Source organism: Saccharopolyspora hattusasensis, assembly GCF_050972075.1.
In the GTDB taxonomy this organism is placed as follows: Bacteria; Actinomycetota; Actinomycetes; order Mycobacteriales; family Pseudonocardiaceae; genus Saccharopolyspora; species Saccharopolyspora hattusasensis.
Map to the genome: position 1 here is coordinate 40,760 of NZ_JBPCDC010000002.1, position 19,452 is coordinate 60,211.

Here is a 19,452-nt window from a genome sequence, read left to right on the forward strand (position 1 = left end):
ACTGCCGCTGTGGATCCTGCCGGGATGTGCCGGTACCGGAGCTGGGAAGGCGTGTTCTCCCGCACGCCGCCCGACGAGTCCTGATCCGCTGAACCTACGAGCCCGGCCAGGCCTGGATTGGAGCCCCTGCCTGGCCGGGCGCCACTCCCTCGAACAGGAGCAATACATGCGTACCACAGTGTTGTCCGGCTACCCCAGCGACATCGTCGAGGCGTTCTTCGCGGCCGTTACCGAGGAGATCAACCGCCGGACAGACTCACGCGTCGCTGCCGAGATCCCGGCCGACCTTGAATGGCCGGTCTATGTCCAGCGTGAAGACCGGATCTACTGGGCGGAGCGCGTGGCCGTTCTTGACGCTCAGGGCATCACCGAGGAGGACTTCGCCGCGTGGGAAGTCGAAGGCGAACACGGCCCACTCGCCGAGCTGCGTGACGGCGACGTGACGAAGGCGGGCCGGCGATGACGACAGCGCAGGAGCACTTCGAGGTTGGCCAGGCGCTCTTCGAGCGGTACAAGGCGTTGCAAGAGCGCGTCGGCGCAGACTGGACGACCGGCGCCAGGCAGGCCGCCCGCGCCCTGCTGCTGAGCATCGCGGCGCGTTACCGGGCGGCGATCGCGGCGGGGCACCCGCGGGCCGACGGCCTGGCATGGTCGGTGGACACCGTCACTGGGTGGGCCGAGGATCACGCCATCTGGATCGCATTCGACCTGACAGCGCCCGAGGGCGTGTCCTAAGTGGGCTGGAGTATCGACCGCCACGAGGTCGATCTGATCAACAAGATCATCAAGGGTGATTGGGAGGGGGTCGATCAGCTGGCAGAAGAGGCTGCTGCGCACGACAAGGACGTCGCCGAGCGCACCAAGCAGATCTTCTGGGATCACAAGCACTTGGCGTAGGCGACACGAACATATCTCGGTAGGGGCCTCGGCTGGGTAATCCCGGCCGAGGCCCCTACGCTCGCGACCAACCGGAGCTGGAAGGCGTATCCCCCTTTGGACGATGAGCTCGCAGTGCTGCGTCGCAAGGTGCAGTGGGCCCATGACCACCTGCGCGAACATCCCGGGCTGACGCCGCGCGAGGGTGGCCAGGTCGCCGGCGCCCGCACGATGGCCGCTGCAGTGCTGGCCATGATCGCCAGGTTGGAGCGGGGCGACCCCATCGATGATCGCCCCGTCCTTCGCCTGGTGCCCGACTCCGGCATCGACGAGAATCGAACGGGTGAGCGATAGCGGCGGTGATGGCTGGTGGGGGACGAGGGACGAGCGTGATCCGCCTGTGCCGGTCCTGGTGGATCTCCGGCTCGCGTTGCCGCCCCAGTCGGTCGGGGTGCGACCGCGAGGCCGGGTTCGAGCATCGCGCGGGCGAACCGGATTGCGGCGCCGGCGGCGGAGTGCAGCTGCAGGACCGAGCGGTAGCGGCGCACCGCGGGGCGGGCGTTGATCGCGGCCTCGACGTCGGCCTGCTTGTCGTGGTGGACTGCAAGTCCTCCGCGTGCCGCGCGAACTGGTCGGCGAGATCGGCCAAAGGCAAGAGCCTGCGAGTCTGGTTGTGTACAAAAAACTGGGCCGGACCCGAAGGTCCGGCCCAGTTCCGTCGTGTTCAGTAAGTGATCACGCCCGTGTTCTCGCACGTCGCGCATCCTTCGCCCCCGCAGTTATGGCACCGCCTGTCCATCTTGCTCACCATCCTCCATTGTCTCTGACCAGCTCGAGAGTCGTTAGCCCACTTCACGGTGGCTAGCCACCACTGTAGCGGATCAATCGACAGGTGGCTAGCCACCATGATGGGAGGATGGCTCCATGCCGAGCAAGCACCGCCACCCCGCGGCCGTCTACCGCCCCGACCCCGAGCTGCACGAGCGCGCCAAGGCCGCGGTCACCGAGGTCGGCGGCACGATGAACGGCCACGTACTCGGCTTCCTGCGCTGGCTGGTCGGCGACACCGACGAACTCCCGCGCCGGCCGCCGCGGCGCGTCGGCGACCGCGAGTGAATCCCCTGTAATAGATAACCCTTGAGTTCCCGGAGGGATGTTCCGTCGTCGGGCGGCCTGGACCAGGCTGTTCTTGCTCGTTCGGGTGGTTGGTTCGTGTTCTGACTCAACTTCAGGTTCCGTGAGCCGATGTCACGTCTGTTGATGTTCTTGCGGTCGAGCTGAAGTCGGGGAGGCGTGGTGGGGCTTGCGGTCGTGCGGGATCTGCGCGAGATGCGCGAGCCGTTGGGCCCGGAGGAGATCGCGCGGTTCGAGACCGATGTGTTCGCCGGGTTCGTGTTGGCCCGCTCGGCGGCAGGCTTGGCCGATAACACGATCCGTTCGGATGTCTGCCATCTGGAGCAGGTGCGTGCGTGGTTCGGCCGACCGTTGTGGGACCTGCAACCGTCCAACGTGGACTCCTATTTCGGCACGGTGCTGCGGGCGGTGCCGCCCAACACGCGGATGGCGCGGGCGCAGGCGATCAGGACGTATTTCGAGTTCGTCGAGCTGCGGCACAAGGTGGAGATCCACAACCTGACCGGCCGGGTCGTGGAATGCCCGATCGACGAGGTGAACCGACCCCGCGGCCGACGCGAGGCGAAACTGCGGATCCCGCCGTCCGCTGAGCAGATCAGGACGCTGTTCGCCGGGTGGCGCGGCGAGCTGGCGACCTGCCGCAAGTTCGCTCCCACCGCGCGTAACTACGCCGCCGCCCGGCTGATGTCGGAGGTGGGGTTGCGGATCAACGAGGTGCGTCACTTGGATTTGGCCGACATCAAGTGGGACCTGGGCCCGTTCGGCAAACTCCATGTCCGACACGGCAAAGGCGCCCGCGGCTCCGGGCCCCGGGAACGCATGGTGCCGCTGATCAATGACGCGGGCCGGACCCTGCGGTGGTTCGTCGAGGACGTGTGGTGCCAGCTCGGTGACGACCCTGCCCGGCTGGGCGCTCCGTTGTTCTGCTCCGAACGCAAGAACGCCGACGGGACCGGTGCCAGGGTGGGCAACGAGGTGCTGAGGGCCGGGTTGGCTACGGCCGCCGCCGAGCACCTGCCGGACTGGTCGGACCGGTTGACACCGCATGTCCTGCGGCACTTCTGCGCCAGCGAGCTCTACCTGGGCGGCATGGACTTGATCGCCATCCAAGCGACGCTCGGGCACGCCTGGATCGCCACAACTATGAATTATGTTCATGTTCATCGGACGCATGTCGAGGACGCATGGCTGGCCGGGCAGCAGCGGGCCGCGCAACGGCTGAAGGGACTGAGCATATGAGGTGGAACCTGCGGCTGGCTGCCGCCAACCGTGGTATCTGGAAGGCCAGCGAGCTGCAACGGATGCTCGCCGAGCACGGCCTGATGATCAGCGCTGGGAAGATGTCCGGGCTGTGGTCGGGCAGCCCGGCCAGCGTCAAACTCGACGAGCTGAACATCATCTGCGCAGTCCTTGGTTGCGGTGTCGAGGTGTTGCTCATCCCAGAGCCCGACAAGGTCGACCGGCCCGCCCCGCAAGGCGAGTCGACCGCTGCGACCGGTACCAGCGGCGCCGCCGGTGTGACGGTCACGCCGAAACGCCGGGACGGCCGCTCGCTGCCGCCCATGTGAGCCGCGTGGTCACCATGCCCCAACGCCGACACGCGATCGACAAGACGGCGGAAAGCTGCCCCACCTGCCTGGCCTGGGGCGTGCTGTATGGCGGATATTGCCGCGCCTGCTACGACTTCCGCCGCCGCCATGCCCCCGGCCGCTGCGCGGTCTGCGGCCGGCACGTGCCGCTGAAGCACGGCTATTGCAGGCTGTGCTGGTTGCAGGCCGGGGTACTGGCCGACGATCCTCACGTCGTCACCGACGCCGACCTGGCCACGGTCACCTGCCACCAGCTGGCCTTCGCCGGCATGACCAAGATGCGCGGCCCACGCTCCGGAGTGCGCCAGCGCGCTGGCCAGCGAGCCCAGACCAGTGCACGAGTCACCGACCTCGTGCTGGCTGCGCCCCGGCCCGCCGATGGCGGGCAACTGCAACTGCACCTGCCCGGCCCGCAGCGAGCCTTCGGCTGGGAGTTGCACGCCGAATTGGCCAACCCGGTCCTGGTCCGGGTGCGGCGGATCGCCGACCAGCTGGGGCAGGCGCACGGCTGGAACCCCAAGCTGGTCGCCGAGCTGGGCCGGGCACTGGTCATCCTGCTGTCCGGACATGCCGAGGGCGAAGCGTTCCGCTACTCGCAGCTGGTTGACATCCTGCATCGCTACGGCGTCAGCATCGACCGTGTCGCCGAGGTCCTGGATCGGGCGGACCTGTTCGTTGACGACCGCGTCCCGGCGTTCCAGCACTGGCTGGACGGCAAGCTCGCCGAACTCGCGCCCGGCATCGCCGCCGACGTCCACGACTGGGTGCGCACTCTGCACCACGGCGGGCCGCGCAGCCTGCCCCGCAAGATGGGCACGACCCGCCGCTACGTGCGCGCCGTCCACCCCGTGCTCGTGGACTGGTCCGCCCGCTATGCCCACCTGCGCGAGGTCACCGTCGCCGACGTCGCCGCCGTGATCGAAGCCCTGCAAGGACATCGCCGTCGGCAAGCCGTCACCGGGCTGCGGTCGTTGATGCGGCACTGCAAGAAGACCGGCACCATCTTCGCCAACCCTGCCGCTCGACTCCGGGACCGCAGCAACCGCGACGACCCAGTGATCCTTCCCTTGTCTCCCAACGAAATCGACGACGCTACGCAGGCCGCGACCACCCCCGCCGCCCGGCTCACCCTGGCGCTGGCCGCAGTGCACGCCGCCCGCCCCGACGCCATCCGCAAGCTCCGGCTCGACGACGTCGACCTCGGCAACCGGCAGCTCACCATCGCCACGGTGACCCGACCGATGGACCAGCTGACCTACCGTCTCTTGCTCGACTGGCTCACCTACCGGCGTGACCGTTGGCCCCACACCGCCAACCCCCACCTGATCATCAACAAGCAGACCGCGAACACGACCCGGCCGGTCAGCGACAACGCGCTCACCGGTCCGTTCCGTCGCCGAGCCGCCACACTGGAGGCCCTGCGCGTCGATCGCCAACTCGACGAAGCCCTCACCCACGGGCCGGACCCTCTCCACCTGGCCGCCGTGTTCGGGCTCGACGAGACCACCGCCATCCGATACAGCGCCGCCGCCCGTAATCTCCTGCACAGCGCCCACCACGACACCGTGGGTTGAGCACGAACCCAAGGGTCCAACCGCCCCACACAGCCCGAACACCCTTGGGTTCCCGCTGAGAATCCCTCAGTTCGCCTGAACTCCGGGCAGAGGTGGGGTGCAGCCAAGGTAAGCCCAAAAGCCGCCATGAGATGAGTCGTCGCAGCTCAGCAGGGGTCAGCGGTGCGTGGTGAGGTAGTCGGTGCCGCTGGCGTCGCCGGGGAGGATGTCGATATGTTCGCCTGCTCGGCGGTGAGCGGATTCCGGTAAAACTGTGCCTTACCGAGTCGCTGCGTGGGGCAGCGAGCGCCGAGAGGAGGCGTGATGGGCCGACGACCGTTAGAGGACGAGGCGTACATCCGCGCCCAGAAAGCCAAGAAGGCAGCCGAGGAAGAGGAACGCCGGAAGAACCCGCCGAAGCCCAAACCGAAGACTGATCAGGCAAAGAAGCCGAAGAAGCGGGCCGGGAAATCGGTGTGGATGACGTTCAACAACGTCGGCCGTGGCCGCAAATCACGGTAGGCGAGCACAAGCATGCCGGGCAACCCGTCGTGCACCGACAGGCACATCGCCGCCGCCACCAGCGGAAACAGGCAGGTGGGGGTGTCGGTACGCAGATCTTGACCCCGATCGCTGAGGCTGCCATCGCGACGGCCCCAAGTGAGTGCCGTGCCGTTTCGAGGTCGCGTTCGTCGCTTGATCAGGTGTAGGCCGTGGGAATCAGCTGCGCCGCCGATGTGCCTCGGTGACTTGCGATCCGATGGGGCGATGGGCGTAGGTGGTGGGTGTTGGTCGGGCTGGGGCCTGCTCGTAGCCGGGCGCTACCCGGCTGAGGCACCACGGAAGGCTGGGCACCAGGTCACGTTTCGATACTGCCGCTGGCCCTAGCCGAAGTACTAGATGTACATTTTGTGCATGGCTGCTGAGATGACCGTGAGCGAAGCCCGCGCCGAGCTGGGCCCTGTCACTTCGCGCGCCGAGTTCGCCGGAGAGACCACTTACTTGACCAAACACGGTCACCGGGCCGCGGCCGTGGTGCCCGCCGCGGCAGCTGAGCTGCTTGAAGATCTCGAGGAACTGGTGGACGGCGAGGCCGTGCGCGAAGCGCTGGCCCGGATGCGCACTGGCGCCAATGAGCGCGTGCCGTTCGTTCGCCGCACCCGCCGGTAGGCCCGCGTGGCCTACGCAGTCGAGATCCTCCGGGATGCCGACAAGTTTCTGGACAAGCTCGCGCGAAAGCAACCCAAGGATGCCGAAGCGATCGAGGATGCGATCGAGTCGCTCAGCACCAATCCACGTCGCCCTGGCTTCAGGCCGCTGATCGGCTACCCCGGGACCTTCCGGTACCGAGTGGGCAACTACCGGGTCTGCTACCAGATCGACGACGGCCAGCTGGTGGTCCTCGTCGTCACCGTCAGCACCCGTGACGACGTGTACGAGCTCCTGCGCCGCCACCTCGGCCGCTGATCAGGAGGATCCACGGCAATCAGCCCGGCCCGCTGTGGCTCGGGCAGCGCGGCCGATTGACCATCTCCGGCATCACCCAGGTCGTGCTCGCCGTCGGCGCCGACGTCGGCCTGCATGGCGCGGGCGAACCGGATTGCGGAGCCGGCGGCGGAGTGCAGCTGCAGGACCGAGCGGTAGCGGCGCACCGCGGGGCGGGCGTTGATCGCGGCCTCGACGTCGGCCTTGGTCGGACCGCCGTCGATGCGTTCCCAGTCGATCTCCCAGACGTCCGGTCCTGTCGCCCGACGGCACTTCGATCGAGGCTCAGGGAACGCACGTCGCGATGGTGTGCACGTACCCGTGGTCCGGGTTGCTGCAAGGGACCGAGGAATACCTGCGCTACACGGTGCGGCGGCCCGGCCTCGATTCCGAGGTAGCGCAACGGATCCAGGACGCGCTCCACCGATGGGATGGGCAGTCCTCGTGTGCTGGGCGGCCGGGTTGATGACCAGGCGGGAACTGAGCCGGGTCTAGGCCCGGGCTTCGACGATGAGAGTGCCGACGTTGTCCGGTTCGGGCGCGGGCTCGACGCGGGCATGCACGTCGGTGAAGCCGTACTCACGCAGCAGGTCAGCCCATCCGGTTGGTTCGTAGGCCCAGCGGTAGATCCAGACCTGGCGGCCGGTGAATCCGTTACCGTACATGCCCTGGAGGCCGTAGCTGCCCGGCACCGCCGGGGCGTGCGAGAACGCGAGCGTGCCGCCCTGCGTGAGGCGGGCGCGGATCAGCGGCAACAGCACTACGGGGTCGGTGAACCAGACGCCGCCCCAGATCGAGTAGATCGCGTCCCACTGCTGACCGGTGGCTGACAGGAACTCGACGACGTCGGCCTGGACGAAGTGGACTCCGGGGATCGTGCCCCAGGAGCGCTCGGCCGCGTCGCATTGCCCGGGCGAGAGGTCGATGCCGGTGGTGTCGATGCCTTTGAGCGCCAGGGCAGCGACGGCATTGCCCCGGCCACTGCCCAGCTCCAGCGCGGTGAGCGGGTCACCCAGCAGCTCGTCGCCGGGTCCGTGCCCTTCGTACTGGGTCCAGCCGAATGCCTCCTTGAGCGCCTTCTGCTGGTCCTGGCCGGCGACTCCAGCGGCGTAGTGGTCCCAGTAGCCAACGCGGTCGGAGATGATCATCATGGGCGGCCTCACGGGGATCCGGATGCGGGGCTGGGTCACGCTACCGCTTGGCCCACACCACCAACGGGCGACCCGCCGAGGACATCCTCACCGCGCGCCGAAGAGGCCCGGAACCAGATAACAGTTGGTTCCGGGCCCCTCGAAGGAAAATGGGAGTCAGTGGCAGTTGCTTCCGGGGTGGCACGGTGTGCACTTGGTGAAGTCGGCCTCCCACAGCGGCCAGTCCACGGCGAAGCCGTTGGCCTGGATGATCCCGGCAGTGCGCTGCACCGAGCCATCGCACTTACGCTCGATCTCCGGGACGTGCTCCAGGAACTTGCCGTCGAAGTAGCGGTAGCAGAACTGCCGGTAGTTGACGGTGTCGAGGATGAAGGCATGCACGGCGGTGTCGACGAGCTGGCCGCAGCCGATCTCCAGCCCCTGGCCCCACTTCTCCATTGCCGTGACCAAATAAGCGATCGCCTGCCCGAACAGGCGCTCGGCCATCACCACGTCGAACGGGTTGTCACGCACCAGCAGCGCGATCTCGCGATCCCAGACTTCCGGAGCGACGAAGCTCCGCGGATCGCGCACCTGCTGTTGGGTCGAGTGCAGTACTGCGGTTGCCATGACCAGCCTCCCTCAGACGGGTTGCGTGCGGTACGTGATCCACGAAACCGCAGGCCACAGGGAGCCCGGAAGTTCTCGTGCAGACACGGAAAATCGTGTGCAGATCGTGCAAATCCCTTGTGCTTCCGGCTGATCGCGGGATCGTGGGTGGGCTGGCTCCTTGCGTGCACCTGGTGGAGGTGGCGCTGTCGTGCAGCGATCACAGCGTGATCCAGGCGAGGTACTGCGGCGCGCCCGCGTCGCGCGCGGATGGACGCAGGCCCGGCTCGGGCGGCTGTGCGGCTACTCAGCCAGCAAGATCTCCCGATGGGAAACCGGCGATGTGCCGCTGCGCGATGTAGACGTGATGCGCGCCCTCGCCGGGCATCTGGGAATGTCACCGACGGCGTTCGGACTCGCTGACACGGCGGGTGGCAAAACCGGTTCTGCCAACGGCAGCAGCACTAGGCTGTGGCGGGTCGCCCCCGACGCCGAGGAGGATCCGGTGGACCGACGTGCGTTCCTCGCCGCGGCCGGCGCGGTCGGCACCGGCCTGGCCTTCCCCCACTCCGCGCAGGCAGCCGACTCTGCTCTTGATCCTGCTGCTGTACTGGAGCGACGGCTCTCGACCGTCCTGATCGACGGCACCCCGACCGGCCCCGCGGTCACACGCTCCGTGCTCCAGGCCGGGCTCACGGCCGCGACATCCGATTTCGAGTGCTGCCAGTACGAGGCGTTGGCCGACCGGCTGCCCGCGCTGATCGCGAGTGCGGAAAACACCCACAGCGAGCACCCTGCCCCGGCGGTGGCCGCGCTGGTGTCGCAGACCTATCAGCTGGCCGCACGGGTCCTGGGCAAACTCGAGGTGGGCGGGTTGCAGCCGATCGCTGCCGACCGCGCCAGCCATGCTGCGGCCACCAGCGATGACCCGGTGATCCTTGCCGCGGCGCGCGGCGCAGTAGCGACTGCGGCCCGGCGGACCGGCTACCACGGTGCCGGTCACGCACTGCGGGTGAGCCTGGATGCGGCGCAGACACTCTTGGACAACCACGCCAGTGCGCCATCGGCGGCTCTGCGTGAGGCGGGGATGCTGTACTGCGGCGCAGGCTATGCCGCGGCCGTGCGCGGCGACCGGCAACGATCGGTCGACGCCTACCGTGAGGCCGTCGGGATCGCCCGGCGGATCGCGGTTGACCAGGACCGGGAGCGGGTTCTGGCGCACGTGATCTCCCACCAGATCTCTGCGGCTCACAGGCTGGGCGACGCGGCGACCGCGCTGGAGTACGCGCGCGGGGTCCGGGTCGATGCGCTGCCGACGAGGGAGCGCAAGGCACGGGTTCTGGTGGACATCGCGCAGTCCTGGAGCATGTACGGCCAGCCGGTCAAGGCGTACAAGGCCCTGCTGGCCGCTGAACGAGTCGTTCCCTCGGAGGTGCACACCCGTGGTGCCGCCCGCCGCCTCGTCGGCGATCTCCTGGGCTCGCCACGGCAGGCGGGGATGCCGGGCCTGCACGACCTCGCCGCGCGCGTGCACGCCACCACATAGCGCGCGGCGCGGCATGACACTCACGCTGTGACCAGCGACATCCTCGACGAGATAGGCGCCGACCGTACCTGGACCACCTCGGCGCGCCAGGCATCTGACCTACATCGACGAGCTGTTGCGCGACGCCGTCAACACTTCACGCTCGGACGCCGTTCCACCCTGCGCCCAGCGTCGCTGCGGTGCCAGCGGTCGAACTTCCCTTTCCCGAGGTGATCATGACGCACACCCGTTGCGGCGTAACGCATGCACGTCATGATCGTGCGCACGCCCGCGGCCGGTGCGCGCACGCCAGTCCCGGATCCGGCAGGCGGGTGAGCAGTGCCGTGCATCGGCGCGCAGCCCCGGAAGCCCCGGGGTAGATCGGCTCGCCGCACCCGCGGCACAGCAGTTCCTCGGGCAGACCGCGGCGCTGGACCAGCGCGCGGCCAGCCGGCACCAGGACGTCGAGCATCCGCTCGCGCCGCCGGCGGGCCCGGTAGGCGCGGGCGGTGCAGCGGGCCGAGCAGAACCGGCGCTGCGGGCCGCTGCCGCGCGGCAGCGGGGCCCGGCACTGCGCGCAGTGCCGCCGGCGGCGGGATCGGCCGGTCATGGGCCCAGTGTGCGCTGCCAGGGCTTACCCCTGCTCAATTGTCACGGTGACGAAAGTCGGGATTGAGCCGCCGGGGATCAGGCGCCCGGCGGGGTGACGCCGGGCGCTTGGCTGTACAGGTTCTGGATGGCGTGCTCGACCGCCGGCGGTTCGCCGCGGCAGTCTCCTCCAGCCACCGGCGGACCTCGGCCGGGTCCTGGTTGAAGGTCGCCTCGACCTCGTCAGTCGTGAACCGGCGCGCTGGTTGTTCACTCATATGTGCTCGATCCCTCACCGGGCGAGTGACTGGGTTGGCGACGCAGGTGAATCCGAACGCGCCCCGGTAGACGAGCTTGAATGTTCGAGGCCGAACACCAACGCACGAACGCTGGGCGTTTCACTCGGCTCGGTCGGTGAAGTCGAGCAGCACCTTGCTGGAGGTCCGCCGGTCCAGCGCGGTGTGGAACGCCTCGGAGAGCCGGTCGGGGGTGAAGGTGTGGGTCAGCAACGGCTCCACATCGATCGTGCCGGCCAGCAAGGCAACGGCGTCGGTGATCTCGTCGACGAAGCGGTAGCTGCCGGCATAGGTGACCTCCTTGGTGACCAGCGAGGCGAGCTCGGCACTGATCACGCCGGGTGGCAGATTGCCGACCTGCACGACGGTCCCGCCGCGACGCACCGCGTCGAAACAACCGCCAAGCGCCGCCGGCGCACCGGAGGCCTCGAACACGACATCCACCTCTCGGGGCAACTCGTCCGCACCAATGTGGACAGTGCGGTCGGCACCCATCGCGCGGGCGATGGCCAGCGATTCCGCTGCTAGGTCGGCAGCGTGGACCTGCTCCGCGCCCGCCGCACGAGCCGCCGCCACGAGCAGGCAACCGATCGGCCCGGCACCGTTGACCAGCACAGACCGGCCTCGGATTGAACCGGCTCGGTGCAGCGCATGCACTGCCACCCCGAGTGGTTCCGCAACGGCGCCGTGCCGCATCGGCAGTCCCGGCGGCAGGAGGCGGAGCTGGTCGCGGGGCACCGCCCGATACCGCGCGAACGCTCCCGCGGTGTGCGGAAGCCGGGCGGCGCTGCCGAAATACGTGGCGTCCGAGCACAAATTGGGCTGTCCGGCCGCGCATTCGGCGCACCCTTGGCAGGTGGCCGCCGGGTGGATCGTGACCGGCGTGCCGATCGCGACGTCGATCGCCTCGCTGCCGTGCTCGACCACCGTGCCCGCCACCTCATGTCCCAGGACGAGCGGCGCACGCAGGATCGATGTCCCGGCCGAACCGTCCCGCCAGTAGTGCAGGTCCGATCCGCAGATGCCGCCGTAGTCGACGGCCACCACGACTTCTGCCGGACCGGGCCTCGGCTCCTCGACTTCTTCCCAACGCAAGTCCTGTTTTCCGTGCAGCACGACCGCTTTCACTCCGACACCACCTTGAGCCGGGTGATCTCCCGGCTGTCGAGGATCGGGACGAGCCGGCCGAGCACGAGGTCCTGGAAGTGCCGCGAGGCGTGGTGGGCGGCGATGTGGTCGTCGGTGGCCCACTGCTCCAGGATGACGATGACGTCCGGGTCGGTTTCGTCGTGGAAGACGTCGAACCGTTGGCAACCGTCTTCGGCTCGGTTGAGCGGGGCCACTGCCGCGAGCAGTTCGAGCACTTCCGGCAGGCGTCCGGGTGCGGCCCGGTATCGCGCGACGACTGGGATGCTCATCAGACCTCGCCCTTTAGGTCGTGGCTACGGTAGGCGCAGGCGGTCACCAAGTCCAAGTCGAGTTCCAGGCCGATTCCGGGTTCCGACGACGGCGGCAGGAAACCGCTGTCGATGCGGGAATACACGCTTTCCCGGGCGAGCCGGTGCGATGGTTCGAAAGGCCGGTCGTCCGGGAACGCCTCGACGTGCGCGACCGTGGACCACGCCGCCGAGAGGTGCTGGTGGAACACCGGGTGCGCATGCGTGGAGATCGGGACGCCGCGCTGCCGTGCCGCCCCGACCACGTCATTGGTGGGAACGAACCCGCCTAAGGTGGTCAGGTCCACCCGCAGGTAGTCGACCGCGTCGGCCTCCAGCAACCCGATCAGGGTGCTCGGGTTGCTGATCTCGTCGCCGGCCCCGATCGGCACGTCCACCGCTTCCCGCAGCCTTTCGGTGAGCCCGATGAGATGCTTGGGAAAGGCGTCCTCGACCCAGGCCGGTCCGGTGTGGGCGAAGGTGTTGATCGCGGCCGCCGCCTCGCGCACGTTCTGCCAAGCGCCGTTGACGTCGACGACGAGCTCGATGTCGTCGCCGACCAGTTCCCTGGTCAGCTCCAGCCGCCGCGCCAGCACCCGGACGTCCTCGTAACCTGCGGCTTCCAGTTTGAGCGTGCGGTAACCCTGCTCGACCCGGTCCGCGAGCCGCCGCGCGAAGGCCTCGTCGGTCTCGCCCGGCAGTTCGTAGCCCTCGACGAGCATGACCGGGGCCGGTGCCGCATTCCCCCCGAGCAGGCGCCACACCGGCACCCCGAGCGCCTTGCCGCGGATGTCCCAGAGGCAGATGTCCACCAGCGATCGGGCCGGGGCGACGATGCCGTACTGGTCGCCGGTCGACGTGGTCCGCTGCAACTGGTCTGCGACATCGGTGACGTCGAGCGCGTCCAGGCCGAACAGGTTGGGCGCGAGCAGGTCCGCGATCACCACGTCGACCGGCAGCGATCGGCTCAAACCGATCGCGGTGCCGTGGGCGCCGTCCACCGTGTGCACCCGGACGACGGTGTAGTCCCGGTGCGTGATCGTCTTCCACCGGAAGGTGATCGGGCTGTCCAGCGGAACCCGGCAGGCCCAGGCCTCGATCCGGGAAATGGTGGTGTTCATGCCTCTCCTCCGTCCAGGGCGGCCCGAGCCCGGCGGGTGATGCCCACGGCGTCGAGGTCGAAGTGCCGGTACAGGTGGGTGGGCGGGCCGACCGGGGCGTAGCAGTCCGGCACGCCGTGGCGGATCAACCGGGGCCGGTGCGCGGATTCGGCGAACACTTCGGCGAGCGCCGAGCCGAGGCCGCCGATCACGTTGTGCTCCTCGACGGAGAGCACTGTCCCATCGGCGGCCGCGATCGCAGCCACCGCATCGGAGTCCAGCGGCTTGACGGTGTGCATGTCGACGAACCCGACGTCGCGGCCTTCGGCCCGCAGGGTGCGCACCGCCTCCCGCGACGGGTGCACCATCGAACCGGTCGCCACGATCGTGAGTTCGCCGCCGATCCGATCAACGATGGCCTTGCCGAGGCGCAGCTCGGCCAACTCGGCCCGGCTGTAGACCTGGGGTTCACGGCCACGGCCGATGCGGATGTAGGCGGGACCTTCCAGCGTGGTCGTCGCGCGCAGCAGGGCGGCGAGCTGGTTCTCGTCCGCCGGTGCCAGCACGGTCATGTTCGCCATGCTGCGGGTGATCGCGAGGTCTTCGGTGGCGTGGTGCGAGGTGCCGTAGAACCCGAGCAGGAATCCCGCGTGGTGGCCGATCAGACGCACCGGCAGCTTGGTGTAGGCGAGGTCGGTGCGGATCTGCTCGGCACACAGCAGGGCGAGGAAGCTCGCGAAGGTTGCGACGTAGGTCTGCAGCCCGTTGGCGGCCAGGCCCGCTGCCGCGCTCACCATGTTCTGCTCGGAGATGCCGAACTGGAAGAACCGGTCGGGGTGGCGTTCCTCGAAGCGCACCAGGCCGTTCGAGTACTTCAGGTCGGCTGTTCCGACCGCCAGCGGCACGCCTTCGTCCGCGAGGTCCGCGAGTGTTCCGGCCAGCACCTCCAGGCCGGGGGCCTGCTCCAGCATGTTGGTCAGCTGCCAGGAACCACCGCGGGCACCTTTGCGCGGGGTGTCGGCGACCGCTGCCGGTGTGCTGATGTCCGTGCTCACTTCAGGCCTCCCGCCAGCTCGGCGTAAACGTCGTGTTCGTCTTCGGTGTCCAGCCAGCCCAGGTGCCAGCCGTTCTCGGATTCCATGAACTCCACGCCCTTGCCCTTGACCGTGTGCGCGATGACCACGGCCGGACCGCACCCCGCAGGTCGCGCTTTCAACTCGTGCAGCAACCGGGTGACGACGGCGACGTCGTGACCGTCGACCTCGCGCACGTCCCAGTTGCACGCCCGCCACTTGTCGGCCAGTGGTTCCAGTCCGATCACGTCGTCGACCGGCCCATCTAGGGAGTACCGGTTTCGGTCCACGATCGCGATGAGGTTGTCGACGCGGTGGTGCGCGGCCGAGAACGCCGCCTCCCAGATCTGGCCTTCATGCAGCTCCCCGTCCCCGAGCAGCGCGAAGACCGTGTACGGCTGCCCGGTGCAGCGCCCGGCCAGCGCCGCGCCCAGCGACGTCGACAACGCGTGCCCGAGGGAGCCCGAGGAGAAATCGACACCCGGCACCTGGGTCATGTCCGGGTGGTCGCCGAGCGGATTTCCCAGCCTGGTGTAGCTGTCGAGCAGAGCGGGGTCGAAGAATCCCCAGTCGGCCAGCAACGGGTACAACCCGACCGCAGCATGTCCCTTGCCCAGGTGCAACCGGTCGCGCCCCGGCCAGTCCGGTTCCCCCTCGCGCAGGTTGAGCACGCTGTAGTAGAGGGCCGCGAAGATCTCCGCGCAGGAGAACGTGGAGGCGTAGTGGCCGGTCTTGGCGATCCCGATTAGCCGAACCGTCTCAGTGCGGACGAACCGGGCCCGCTCGGTGAGTCGCGCGACATCCTCGGTGGACAACTCCGGCGGCTCAACGGCCGATGTGACCGATGTGGACATTTCTGTCTTCTCCTTACGAATCTTGCACTTCTGGACCCAGCAACGCCGGCGGGGCGCCCAGCGATCGGGATATCGCCCGTGCGGTGGCGAGGGTCTCCCGCAGTACCGACGAGTCCGACGGGAAGATGAAGTCGCGCAGCCCGCAGACCGACAGTGCCGCCCGGACCTCGCCGGAGTGGTCGTACAACGGGGCTCCGATGGCACCGACGCCAGGAGTGACGTCACCGTCGGACAGCGAGTAGCCGACCCGGCGAATCTCGTCGAGCTTGGGCAGCACTTCCGCCGCTGTTCGCGGGCTTTCCTGCGTGTAACCGGTCAGCTCGGCCTGCTCGGCCAGCACCTGCCAGCCGTCGAGCACGTCCTGGTCGGCGTAGGCGAGCAGGCTCTGCGGCGCGGCACCGACTTGCAGCGGCAGCGAACCGCCGAGCTGGAGTTCCAGGCTCGCCACCCGCAGGCCCTCGATGCGTTCGATGCACACGGCGCTCCACTCGTGGCGGATGCACAGGAACACCGTCTGTTCGGTGAGCTTGTTCAGCCGCTCCATGTGCGGCCGAGCGATGCGGCGCACGTCCATCCGTTGCACCGCGCCGGAACTCAACCGGAACAACTGCAATCCCAGTCGCCAGCTGCCCTTCGCGGTGCCTTCGTCGACCCAGCCGATGTCGGCCAGGCTGCGCAACATCCGGTACACGCTGCTGCGCGGTTCTCCCAGCAGTTCGGACAGTTCCGTCGCGTTCAGCTCGTCGTGCGCGCCCAGCGTTTCCAGCAGTGCGGAAATCTTGCTGATCATCTGGGACGACGCCTGTTTGATGGTCATCGATACCTCCCAGCTCGGTTCCGAGCCCGGCCGTGCCATTAAAAAACGAACGACCCAAAATTATCAAGACGTGGACACCTCGTCCACTGAGTGATAGAAACTAGGCCTCGCTGTGACGCCGCTCATGGTCCACGTGCCGAGCTCGCCACGGCCGACCGCCCGTGCCGACGGGCGCACTGGCGCGTCGACGAAACCGACTCCGCCCATCTCAGCGGGGTTTTCGAACCAAGGAGGTCCCATGTCCACCACCGGATCCAGTGGAGTGCTGTCCGGTCGCGTCGCACTCGTCACCGGCGCCAGCAGCGGAATCGGCGCCGGTATCGTCCGGCGGTTCCTGGACGCTGGCGCCCGAGTCCACGGTCTGGCCCGCCGCAAGGACGCGCTCGACCAGGTCGCCCCGGATGCCCTGGCCGATGGTCGCTTCGTGCCGCATGCCGTCGACGTCGCCGACACCGCCGCCGTGCAGCACCTCGCCGATGACCTGGCCGGCAGCGACCCGGTCGACATCCTGGTGTGCGCGGCCGGCACGAACGTCAAGGATCGCCGTTTCCACCAGCTGACCGACGAAAGCTTCGATGAGGTGATCCGCACCAACCTGCACGGCGTGTTCACCGTCATGAAGTCCACAATGGACCAGATCCGGGAGCGCAGCGGGGACGTCGTGCTGATCTCCAGCATCGCCGCCGACTGGCCGGATCACAGCGGCGCCGCCTACGGTGCCTCGAAGTCCGCGCTGCTGGGCCTGGCCCGCGGCGCGTCCCGCGACGAGCACGCCAACGGAGTGCGGGTGTGCACCATCCTGCCCGGCATCGTGAACACGCCCATCCTGGACCGCCGCCCGTCCCCGCCGCCACAGGAAGTGCGGGAACTGTGCCTGCAGCCGGAAGACGTCGCTGACGCCGCGCTGTGCGCCGTCAGCCTGCCGCCGCGAGCCAACATCGCCGAAATCAGCATCGTCGCAACCCGCCTGCAATCCCTCGGCAACACCCAGCAGGCCACTCCCCAGCTACCACCGACCCGCTAGCGTCCATGAACCTTGATCGGGCTATTGATCACCGTGAGCGCTCGACCACTCATCATACGAGGAACCCGAGTTGGAACGCCGATTTCGCACGAAATCGCCGCCTCTCTCGCACACGGGCCGTCAATTTCGCGCGAAATCGCCCGCACCGATTACCCGGTCAACGTTGCTTGACGCGGCACTAGAGAATTCGGTATCTCGTCTTCACGGAAGCAGACAGAGATGAAGATCGCTCACTCACAGTCGACCGAATCCGACCCGAACGAAGACCTGCGGCAGCTCCGGAAAAGCACGCTGTCCGGCACCATCGGCACCGCGCTCGAGTACTACGACTTCGTGCTCTACGGCCTGGCCGCAGCCTTCGTGTTCAACAAGTTGTTCTTCCCGGAAACCGACCCCGCGGTGGGACTGCTGGCCAGTTTCGCCACCTACGCGGTCGGTTTCCTGGCCCGGCCGATCGGCGGCATCGTGCTCGGCGCGCTCGGCGACCGGCTGGGTCGCAAGTCTGTCCTCGTGATCACCGTGCTGCTGATGGGACTGTCGTCCTTCGGCATCGGCCTGCTGCCGACCTACGAAACCATCGGGCTGGCGGCCCCGCTGCTGCTGGTGCTGCTGCGGATCATGCAGGGCTTCGGCGCCGGCGCCGAACTGGCCAGCGCGTCGACCCTGATGGTGGAAAGCGCGCCGCGACGGCGGCGCGGCCTGGTCGGATCGCTGGTGTGCATCGGCACCAACACCGGGACACTGGTCGCCTCCGGCATCTGGCTGCTCGTATCGCTGCTGCCCGACGACCAGCTGTTCTCGTGGGGCTGGCGGGCTCCTTTCCTGGTGAGCATCCTGGTCGCCGCCTGGGGACTCTGGATGCGCCGCGATCTCAGCGAAGGCCACGCCTTCCACGAGGTGGCCGACCGGCAGAAGGCACTGTCCTTCAAGACGGTCTACCGCGACCTGGTGCGCAACGGGTGGCGGGCGTTCCTGCTGTGCTTCGGCATGCGCCTGGGCGAGGCCGGGACGTCGATCCTCTACCAGGTCTTCCTGGTCGGCTACCTCTCCACCATGCTCGGCGTCGACCGCTCGACCGGCACCCTGGCACTCGTACTGGCCTCGGTGTACGCCTACCTGAGCATCCCGCTGCTCGGGCATCTCTCCGACCGGTACGGCCGCCGGATCGTCTTCCGGGCGCTCAGCGGTTTCCAGCTGGTCTTCGCCGTGCCGGGAATCATGATGATCCAGTCGGGCAGGCCTGTGCTGATCATCCTCGCCTTCGTGCTTGCCTTCGGCACCGCCGTGCTGGGCATGTACGCGGTGGAATCCTCCTACATGCCGGAGATGTTCGGCTCGCGCTACCGGCTGGCCGGACTCACCGCCGCCAAGGAGATCGGCGGGCTACTCGGCGGGGGCATCGCCCCGATGATCGCCGCCGCGCTGACCGCCGCCACCGGCAGCCTGTGGCCCATCGGCTGCTACATCGCCCTGCTCGCGGGCGTGGCGTTCGTTTGCGCGATCGCGGCTCCGGAGACCAAGGGGCGCGACCTTGTGTCCGAACACGACGCAGGGCGGGAGGCACGCGCATGACGGACGCACACCACCCACCCGCAGCGATCGTCACCGGCGGCTCCAGCGGAATCGGCCGGGCGACCGCTGAGGCGCTCGTGCGGCAGGGCTGGCTCGCCACGCTGGCCGACATCGACCTGGACCGGGCCCGAGAAGTCGCCGACACGCTGGGCCAACACGGGCCCGGCAAGGCGATCGCGGTGTCCTGCGACGTGCGCGACAGCGCGTCGGTCAACGCCGCGCTCGACGAGACCCACCAGCGGTACGGCCGGCTCGATGCCCTGATCGCCTGCGCAGGCATCGCCCGGCCCCATCCCTCCCACACGAGCACCGACGAGCAACTCGGGGCGCTCATCGACATCCACCTCATGGGCCTCATCCGCTGCGCCAGAGCCGCCTACCCGCACCTGCGGCAATCGGGCGGTTGCATCGTCGCCATCTCGTCGATGGGCGCCCGGCTGGGACTGCCGCACCGCCTCGGGTACAACGCCGCCAAAGGCGGAGTGGAGTCCGTCGTCCGAACACTGGCCGTCGAATGGGCACCAGACCACATCCGGGTCAACGGAGTCGCGCCCGGCTGGGTGCGCACACCAGCGATCGCCGAGCTCATCGACCGGAAAATCCTGGACCCCACCCCGGTGGAGAACCGCACACCGCTCGGCCGTTTCGCCCGCCCCGCGGAGATCGCCGAAGTGATCGCCTTCCTCACCACCCCCGCGGCGTCCTACATCACCGGCCAGACGATCCCGGTCGACGGCGGCCTCACCATCCAGGGCCCGGGAACCACCACAGCACGCACGAATTGAAAGCGC

Annotated in this window: 24 protein-coding genes; 15 read left to right on the forward strand and 9 right to left on the reverse strand. The window is 68.4% G+C overall.

Annotation, left to right across the window (positions count from 1 at the left end; all coding sequences use genetic code 11):
- Positions 1 to 166 precede the first annotated feature (166 nt).
- The 11 genes from ACRXBZ_RS41810 (at position 167) to ACRXBZ_RS41860 (ending at position 6,619) form a co-directional block, all read left to right on the forward strand.
- Positions 167 to 463 (forward strand): hypothetical protein, encoded by a 297-nt coding sequence (locus ACRXBZ_RS41810; RefSeq protein ID WP_433884226.1) that lies wholly within the window; start codon positions 167 to 169, stop codon positions 461 to 463.
- Positions 460 to 735 (forward strand): hypothetical protein, encoded by a 276-nt coding sequence (locus tag ACRXBZ_RS41815; RefSeq protein WP_433884227.1) that lies wholly within the window; start codon positions 460 to 462, stop codon positions 733 to 735. Before ACRXBZ_RS41810 ends, ACRXBZ_RS41815 begins: the two co-directional genes overlap by 4 nt.
- Entirely contained in the window at positions 736 to 897 is a 162-nt protein-coding gene (locus ACRXBZ_RS41820; protein ID WP_433884228.1) for a hypothetical protein, read from the forward strand.
- A gap of 114 nt (positions 898 to 1,011) precedes the next feature.
- Positions 1,012 to 1,230: a hypothetical protein gene (locus tag ACRXBZ_RS41825; RefSeq protein WP_433884229.1), complete on the forward strand. Its 219-nt coding sequence runs from the start codon at positions 1,012 to 1,014 to the stop codon at positions 1,228 to 1,230.
- A gap of 570 nt (positions 1,231 to 1,800) precedes the next feature.
- Complete coding sequence (locus ACRXBZ_RS41830) at positions 1,801 to 1,992, forward strand: hypothetical protein (protein WP_433884230.1); 192 nt, start codon at positions 1,801 to 1,803, stop codon at positions 1,990 to 1,992.
- A 180-nt stretch (positions 1,993 to 2,172) separates the two neighbouring features.
- The gene (locus ACRXBZ_RS41835; protein ID WP_433877503.1) at positions 2,173 to 3,249 is read left to right on the forward strand and encodes a tyrosine-type recombinase/integrase; all 1,077 of its coding nucleotides are present in this window, start codon (positions 2,173 to 2,175) and stop codon (positions 3,247 to 3,249) included.
- Positions 3,246 to 3,578, forward strand: a complete 333-nt coding sequence (locus ACRXBZ_RS41840; RefSeq protein ID WP_190818330.1) for a helix-turn-helix domain-containing protein — start codon at positions 3,246 to 3,248, stop codon at positions 3,576 to 3,578. Before ACRXBZ_RS41835 ends, ACRXBZ_RS41840 begins: the two co-directional genes overlap by 4 nt.
- Positions 3,579 to 3,583: 5 nt before the next feature.
- On the forward strand, positions 3,584 to 5,173 hold the full coding sequence (locus ACRXBZ_RS41845) for an integrase (RefSeq protein WP_433877504.1): 1,590 nt from the start codon (positions 3,584 to 3,586) through the stop codon (positions 5,171 to 5,173).
- Between the two features lie 303 nt (positions 5,174 to 5,476).
- On the forward strand, positions 5,477 to 5,674 hold the full coding sequence (locus ACRXBZ_RS41850) for a hypothetical protein (RefSeq protein ID WP_433884231.1): 198 nt from the start codon (positions 5,477 to 5,479) through the stop codon (positions 5,672 to 5,674).
- Between the two features lie 405 nt (positions 5,675 to 6,079).
- Entirely contained in the window at positions 6,080 to 6,322 is a 243-nt protein-coding gene (locus tag ACRXBZ_RS41855; RefSeq protein ID WP_433884280.1) for a hypothetical protein, read from the forward strand.
- Between the two features lie 6 nt (positions 6,323 to 6,328).
- Positions 6,329 to 6,619, forward strand: coding sequence for a type II toxin-antitoxin system RelE family toxin (locus ACRXBZ_RS41860; protein WP_433884232.1), 291 nt, complete (start codon positions 6,329 to 6,331; stop codon positions 6,617 to 6,619).
- A gap of 509 nt (positions 6,620 to 7,128) precedes the next feature.
- Here the strand turns inward: ACRXBZ_RS41860 and ACRXBZ_RS41865 are convergent.
- A complete protein-coding gene (locus ACRXBZ_RS41865) occupies positions 7,129 to 7,785 on the reverse strand; it encodes a class I SAM-dependent methyltransferase (RefSeq protein ID WP_433884233.1) in 657 nt (218 codons plus the stop codon).
- Between the two features lie 159 nt (positions 7,786 to 7,944).
- Positions 7,945 to 8,397 carry a glycine-rich domain-containing protein gene (locus ACRXBZ_RS41870; protein ID WP_433884234.1) on the reverse strand — a complete coding sequence of 151 codons (453 nt, stop codon included), beginning with the start codon at positions 8,395 to 8,397 and terminating at the stop codon, positions 7,945 to 7,947.
- Between the two features lie 190 nt (positions 8,398 to 8,587).
- On the opposite strand from ACRXBZ_RS41870, the gene ACRXBZ_RS41875 reads away from it, so the two are divergent.
- On the forward strand, positions 8,588 to 9,922 hold the full coding sequence (locus tag ACRXBZ_RS41875; RefSeq protein ID WP_433884235.1) for a helix-turn-helix domain-containing protein: 1,335 nt from the start codon (positions 8,588 to 8,590) through the stop codon (positions 9,920 to 9,922).
- Between the two features lie 250 nt (positions 9,923 to 10,172).
- Here ACRXBZ_RS41875 and ACRXBZ_RS41880 read toward each other — a convergent pair whose 3' ends face one another.
- The 7 genes from ACRXBZ_RS41880 to ACRXBZ_RS41910 form a co-directional block, all read right to left on the reverse strand.
- Positions 10,173 to 10,511: a hypothetical protein gene (locus tag ACRXBZ_RS41880; protein ID WP_433884236.1), complete on the reverse strand. Its 339-nt coding sequence runs from the start codon at positions 10,509 to 10,511 to the stop codon at positions 10,173 to 10,175.
- A 376-nt stretch (positions 10,512 to 10,887) separates the two neighbouring features.
- Positions 10,888 to 11,913 (reverse strand): L-idonate 5-dehydrogenase, encoded by a 1,026-nt coding sequence (locus tag ACRXBZ_RS41885; protein ID WP_433884237.1) that lies wholly within the window; start codon positions 11,911 to 11,913, stop codon positions 10,888 to 10,890.
- Entirely contained in the window at positions 11,910 to 12,203 is a 294-nt protein-coding gene (locus tag ACRXBZ_RS41890) for a putative quinol monooxygenase (RefSeq protein WP_433884238.1), read from the reverse strand. Before ACRXBZ_RS41890 ends, ACRXBZ_RS41885 begins: the two co-directional genes overlap by 4 nt.
- Positions 12,203 to 13,342 carry a mandelate racemase/muconate lactonizing enzyme family protein gene (locus ACRXBZ_RS41895; RefSeq protein WP_433884239.1) on the reverse strand — a complete coding sequence of 380 codons (1,140 nt, stop codon included), beginning with the start codon at positions 13,340 to 13,342 and terminating at the stop codon, positions 12,203 to 12,205. The genes ACRXBZ_RS41890 and ACRXBZ_RS41895 overlap by 1 nt, the downstream gene beginning before the upstream one ends.
- Positions 13,339 to 14,376, reverse strand: a complete 1,038-nt coding sequence (locus ACRXBZ_RS41900; RefSeq protein ID WP_433884240.1) for a transketolase family protein — start codon at positions 14,374 to 14,376, stop codon at positions 13,339 to 13,341. The genes ACRXBZ_RS41895 and ACRXBZ_RS41900 overlap by 4 nt, the downstream gene beginning before the upstream one ends.
- Positions 14,373 to 15,248 carry a transketolase gene (locus ACRXBZ_RS41905; protein ID WP_433884241.1) on the reverse strand — a complete coding sequence of 292 codons (876 nt, stop codon included), beginning with the start codon at positions 15,246 to 15,248 and terminating at the stop codon, positions 14,373 to 14,375. Before ACRXBZ_RS41905 ends, ACRXBZ_RS41900 begins: the two co-directional genes overlap by 4 nt.
- Positions 15,249 to 15,261: 13 nt before the next feature.
- The gene (locus ACRXBZ_RS41910) at positions 15,262 to 16,065 is read right to left on the reverse strand and encodes an IclR family transcriptional regulator (RefSeq protein ID WP_433884242.1); all 804 of its coding nucleotides are present in this window, start codon (positions 16,063 to 16,065) and stop codon (positions 15,262 to 15,264) included.
- A gap of 238 nt (positions 16,066 to 16,303) precedes the next feature.
- On the opposite strand from ACRXBZ_RS41910, the gene ACRXBZ_RS41915 reads away from it, so the two are divergent.
- From ACRXBZ_RS41915 to ACRXBZ_RS41925, 3 genes are all read left to right on the forward strand, one after another.
- Entirely contained in the window at positions 16,304 to 17,089 is a 786-nt protein-coding gene (locus ACRXBZ_RS41915) for an SDR family oxidoreductase (protein WP_433884243.1), read from the forward strand.
- A 219-nt stretch (positions 17,090 to 17,308) separates the two neighbouring features.
- Positions 17,309 to 18,661, forward strand: coding sequence for an MFS transporter (locus ACRXBZ_RS41920; protein ID WP_433884244.1), 1,353 nt, complete (start codon positions 17,309 to 17,311; stop codon positions 18,659 to 18,661).
- Positions 18,658 to 19,446: an SDR family NAD(P)-dependent oxidoreductase gene (locus tag ACRXBZ_RS41925; RefSeq protein ID WP_433884245.1), complete on the forward strand. Its 789-nt coding sequence runs from the start codon at positions 18,658 to 18,660 to the stop codon at positions 19,444 to 19,446. Before ACRXBZ_RS41920 ends, ACRXBZ_RS41925 begins: the two co-directional genes overlap by 4 nt.
- Positions 19,447 to 19,452: the final 6 nt, after the last annotated feature.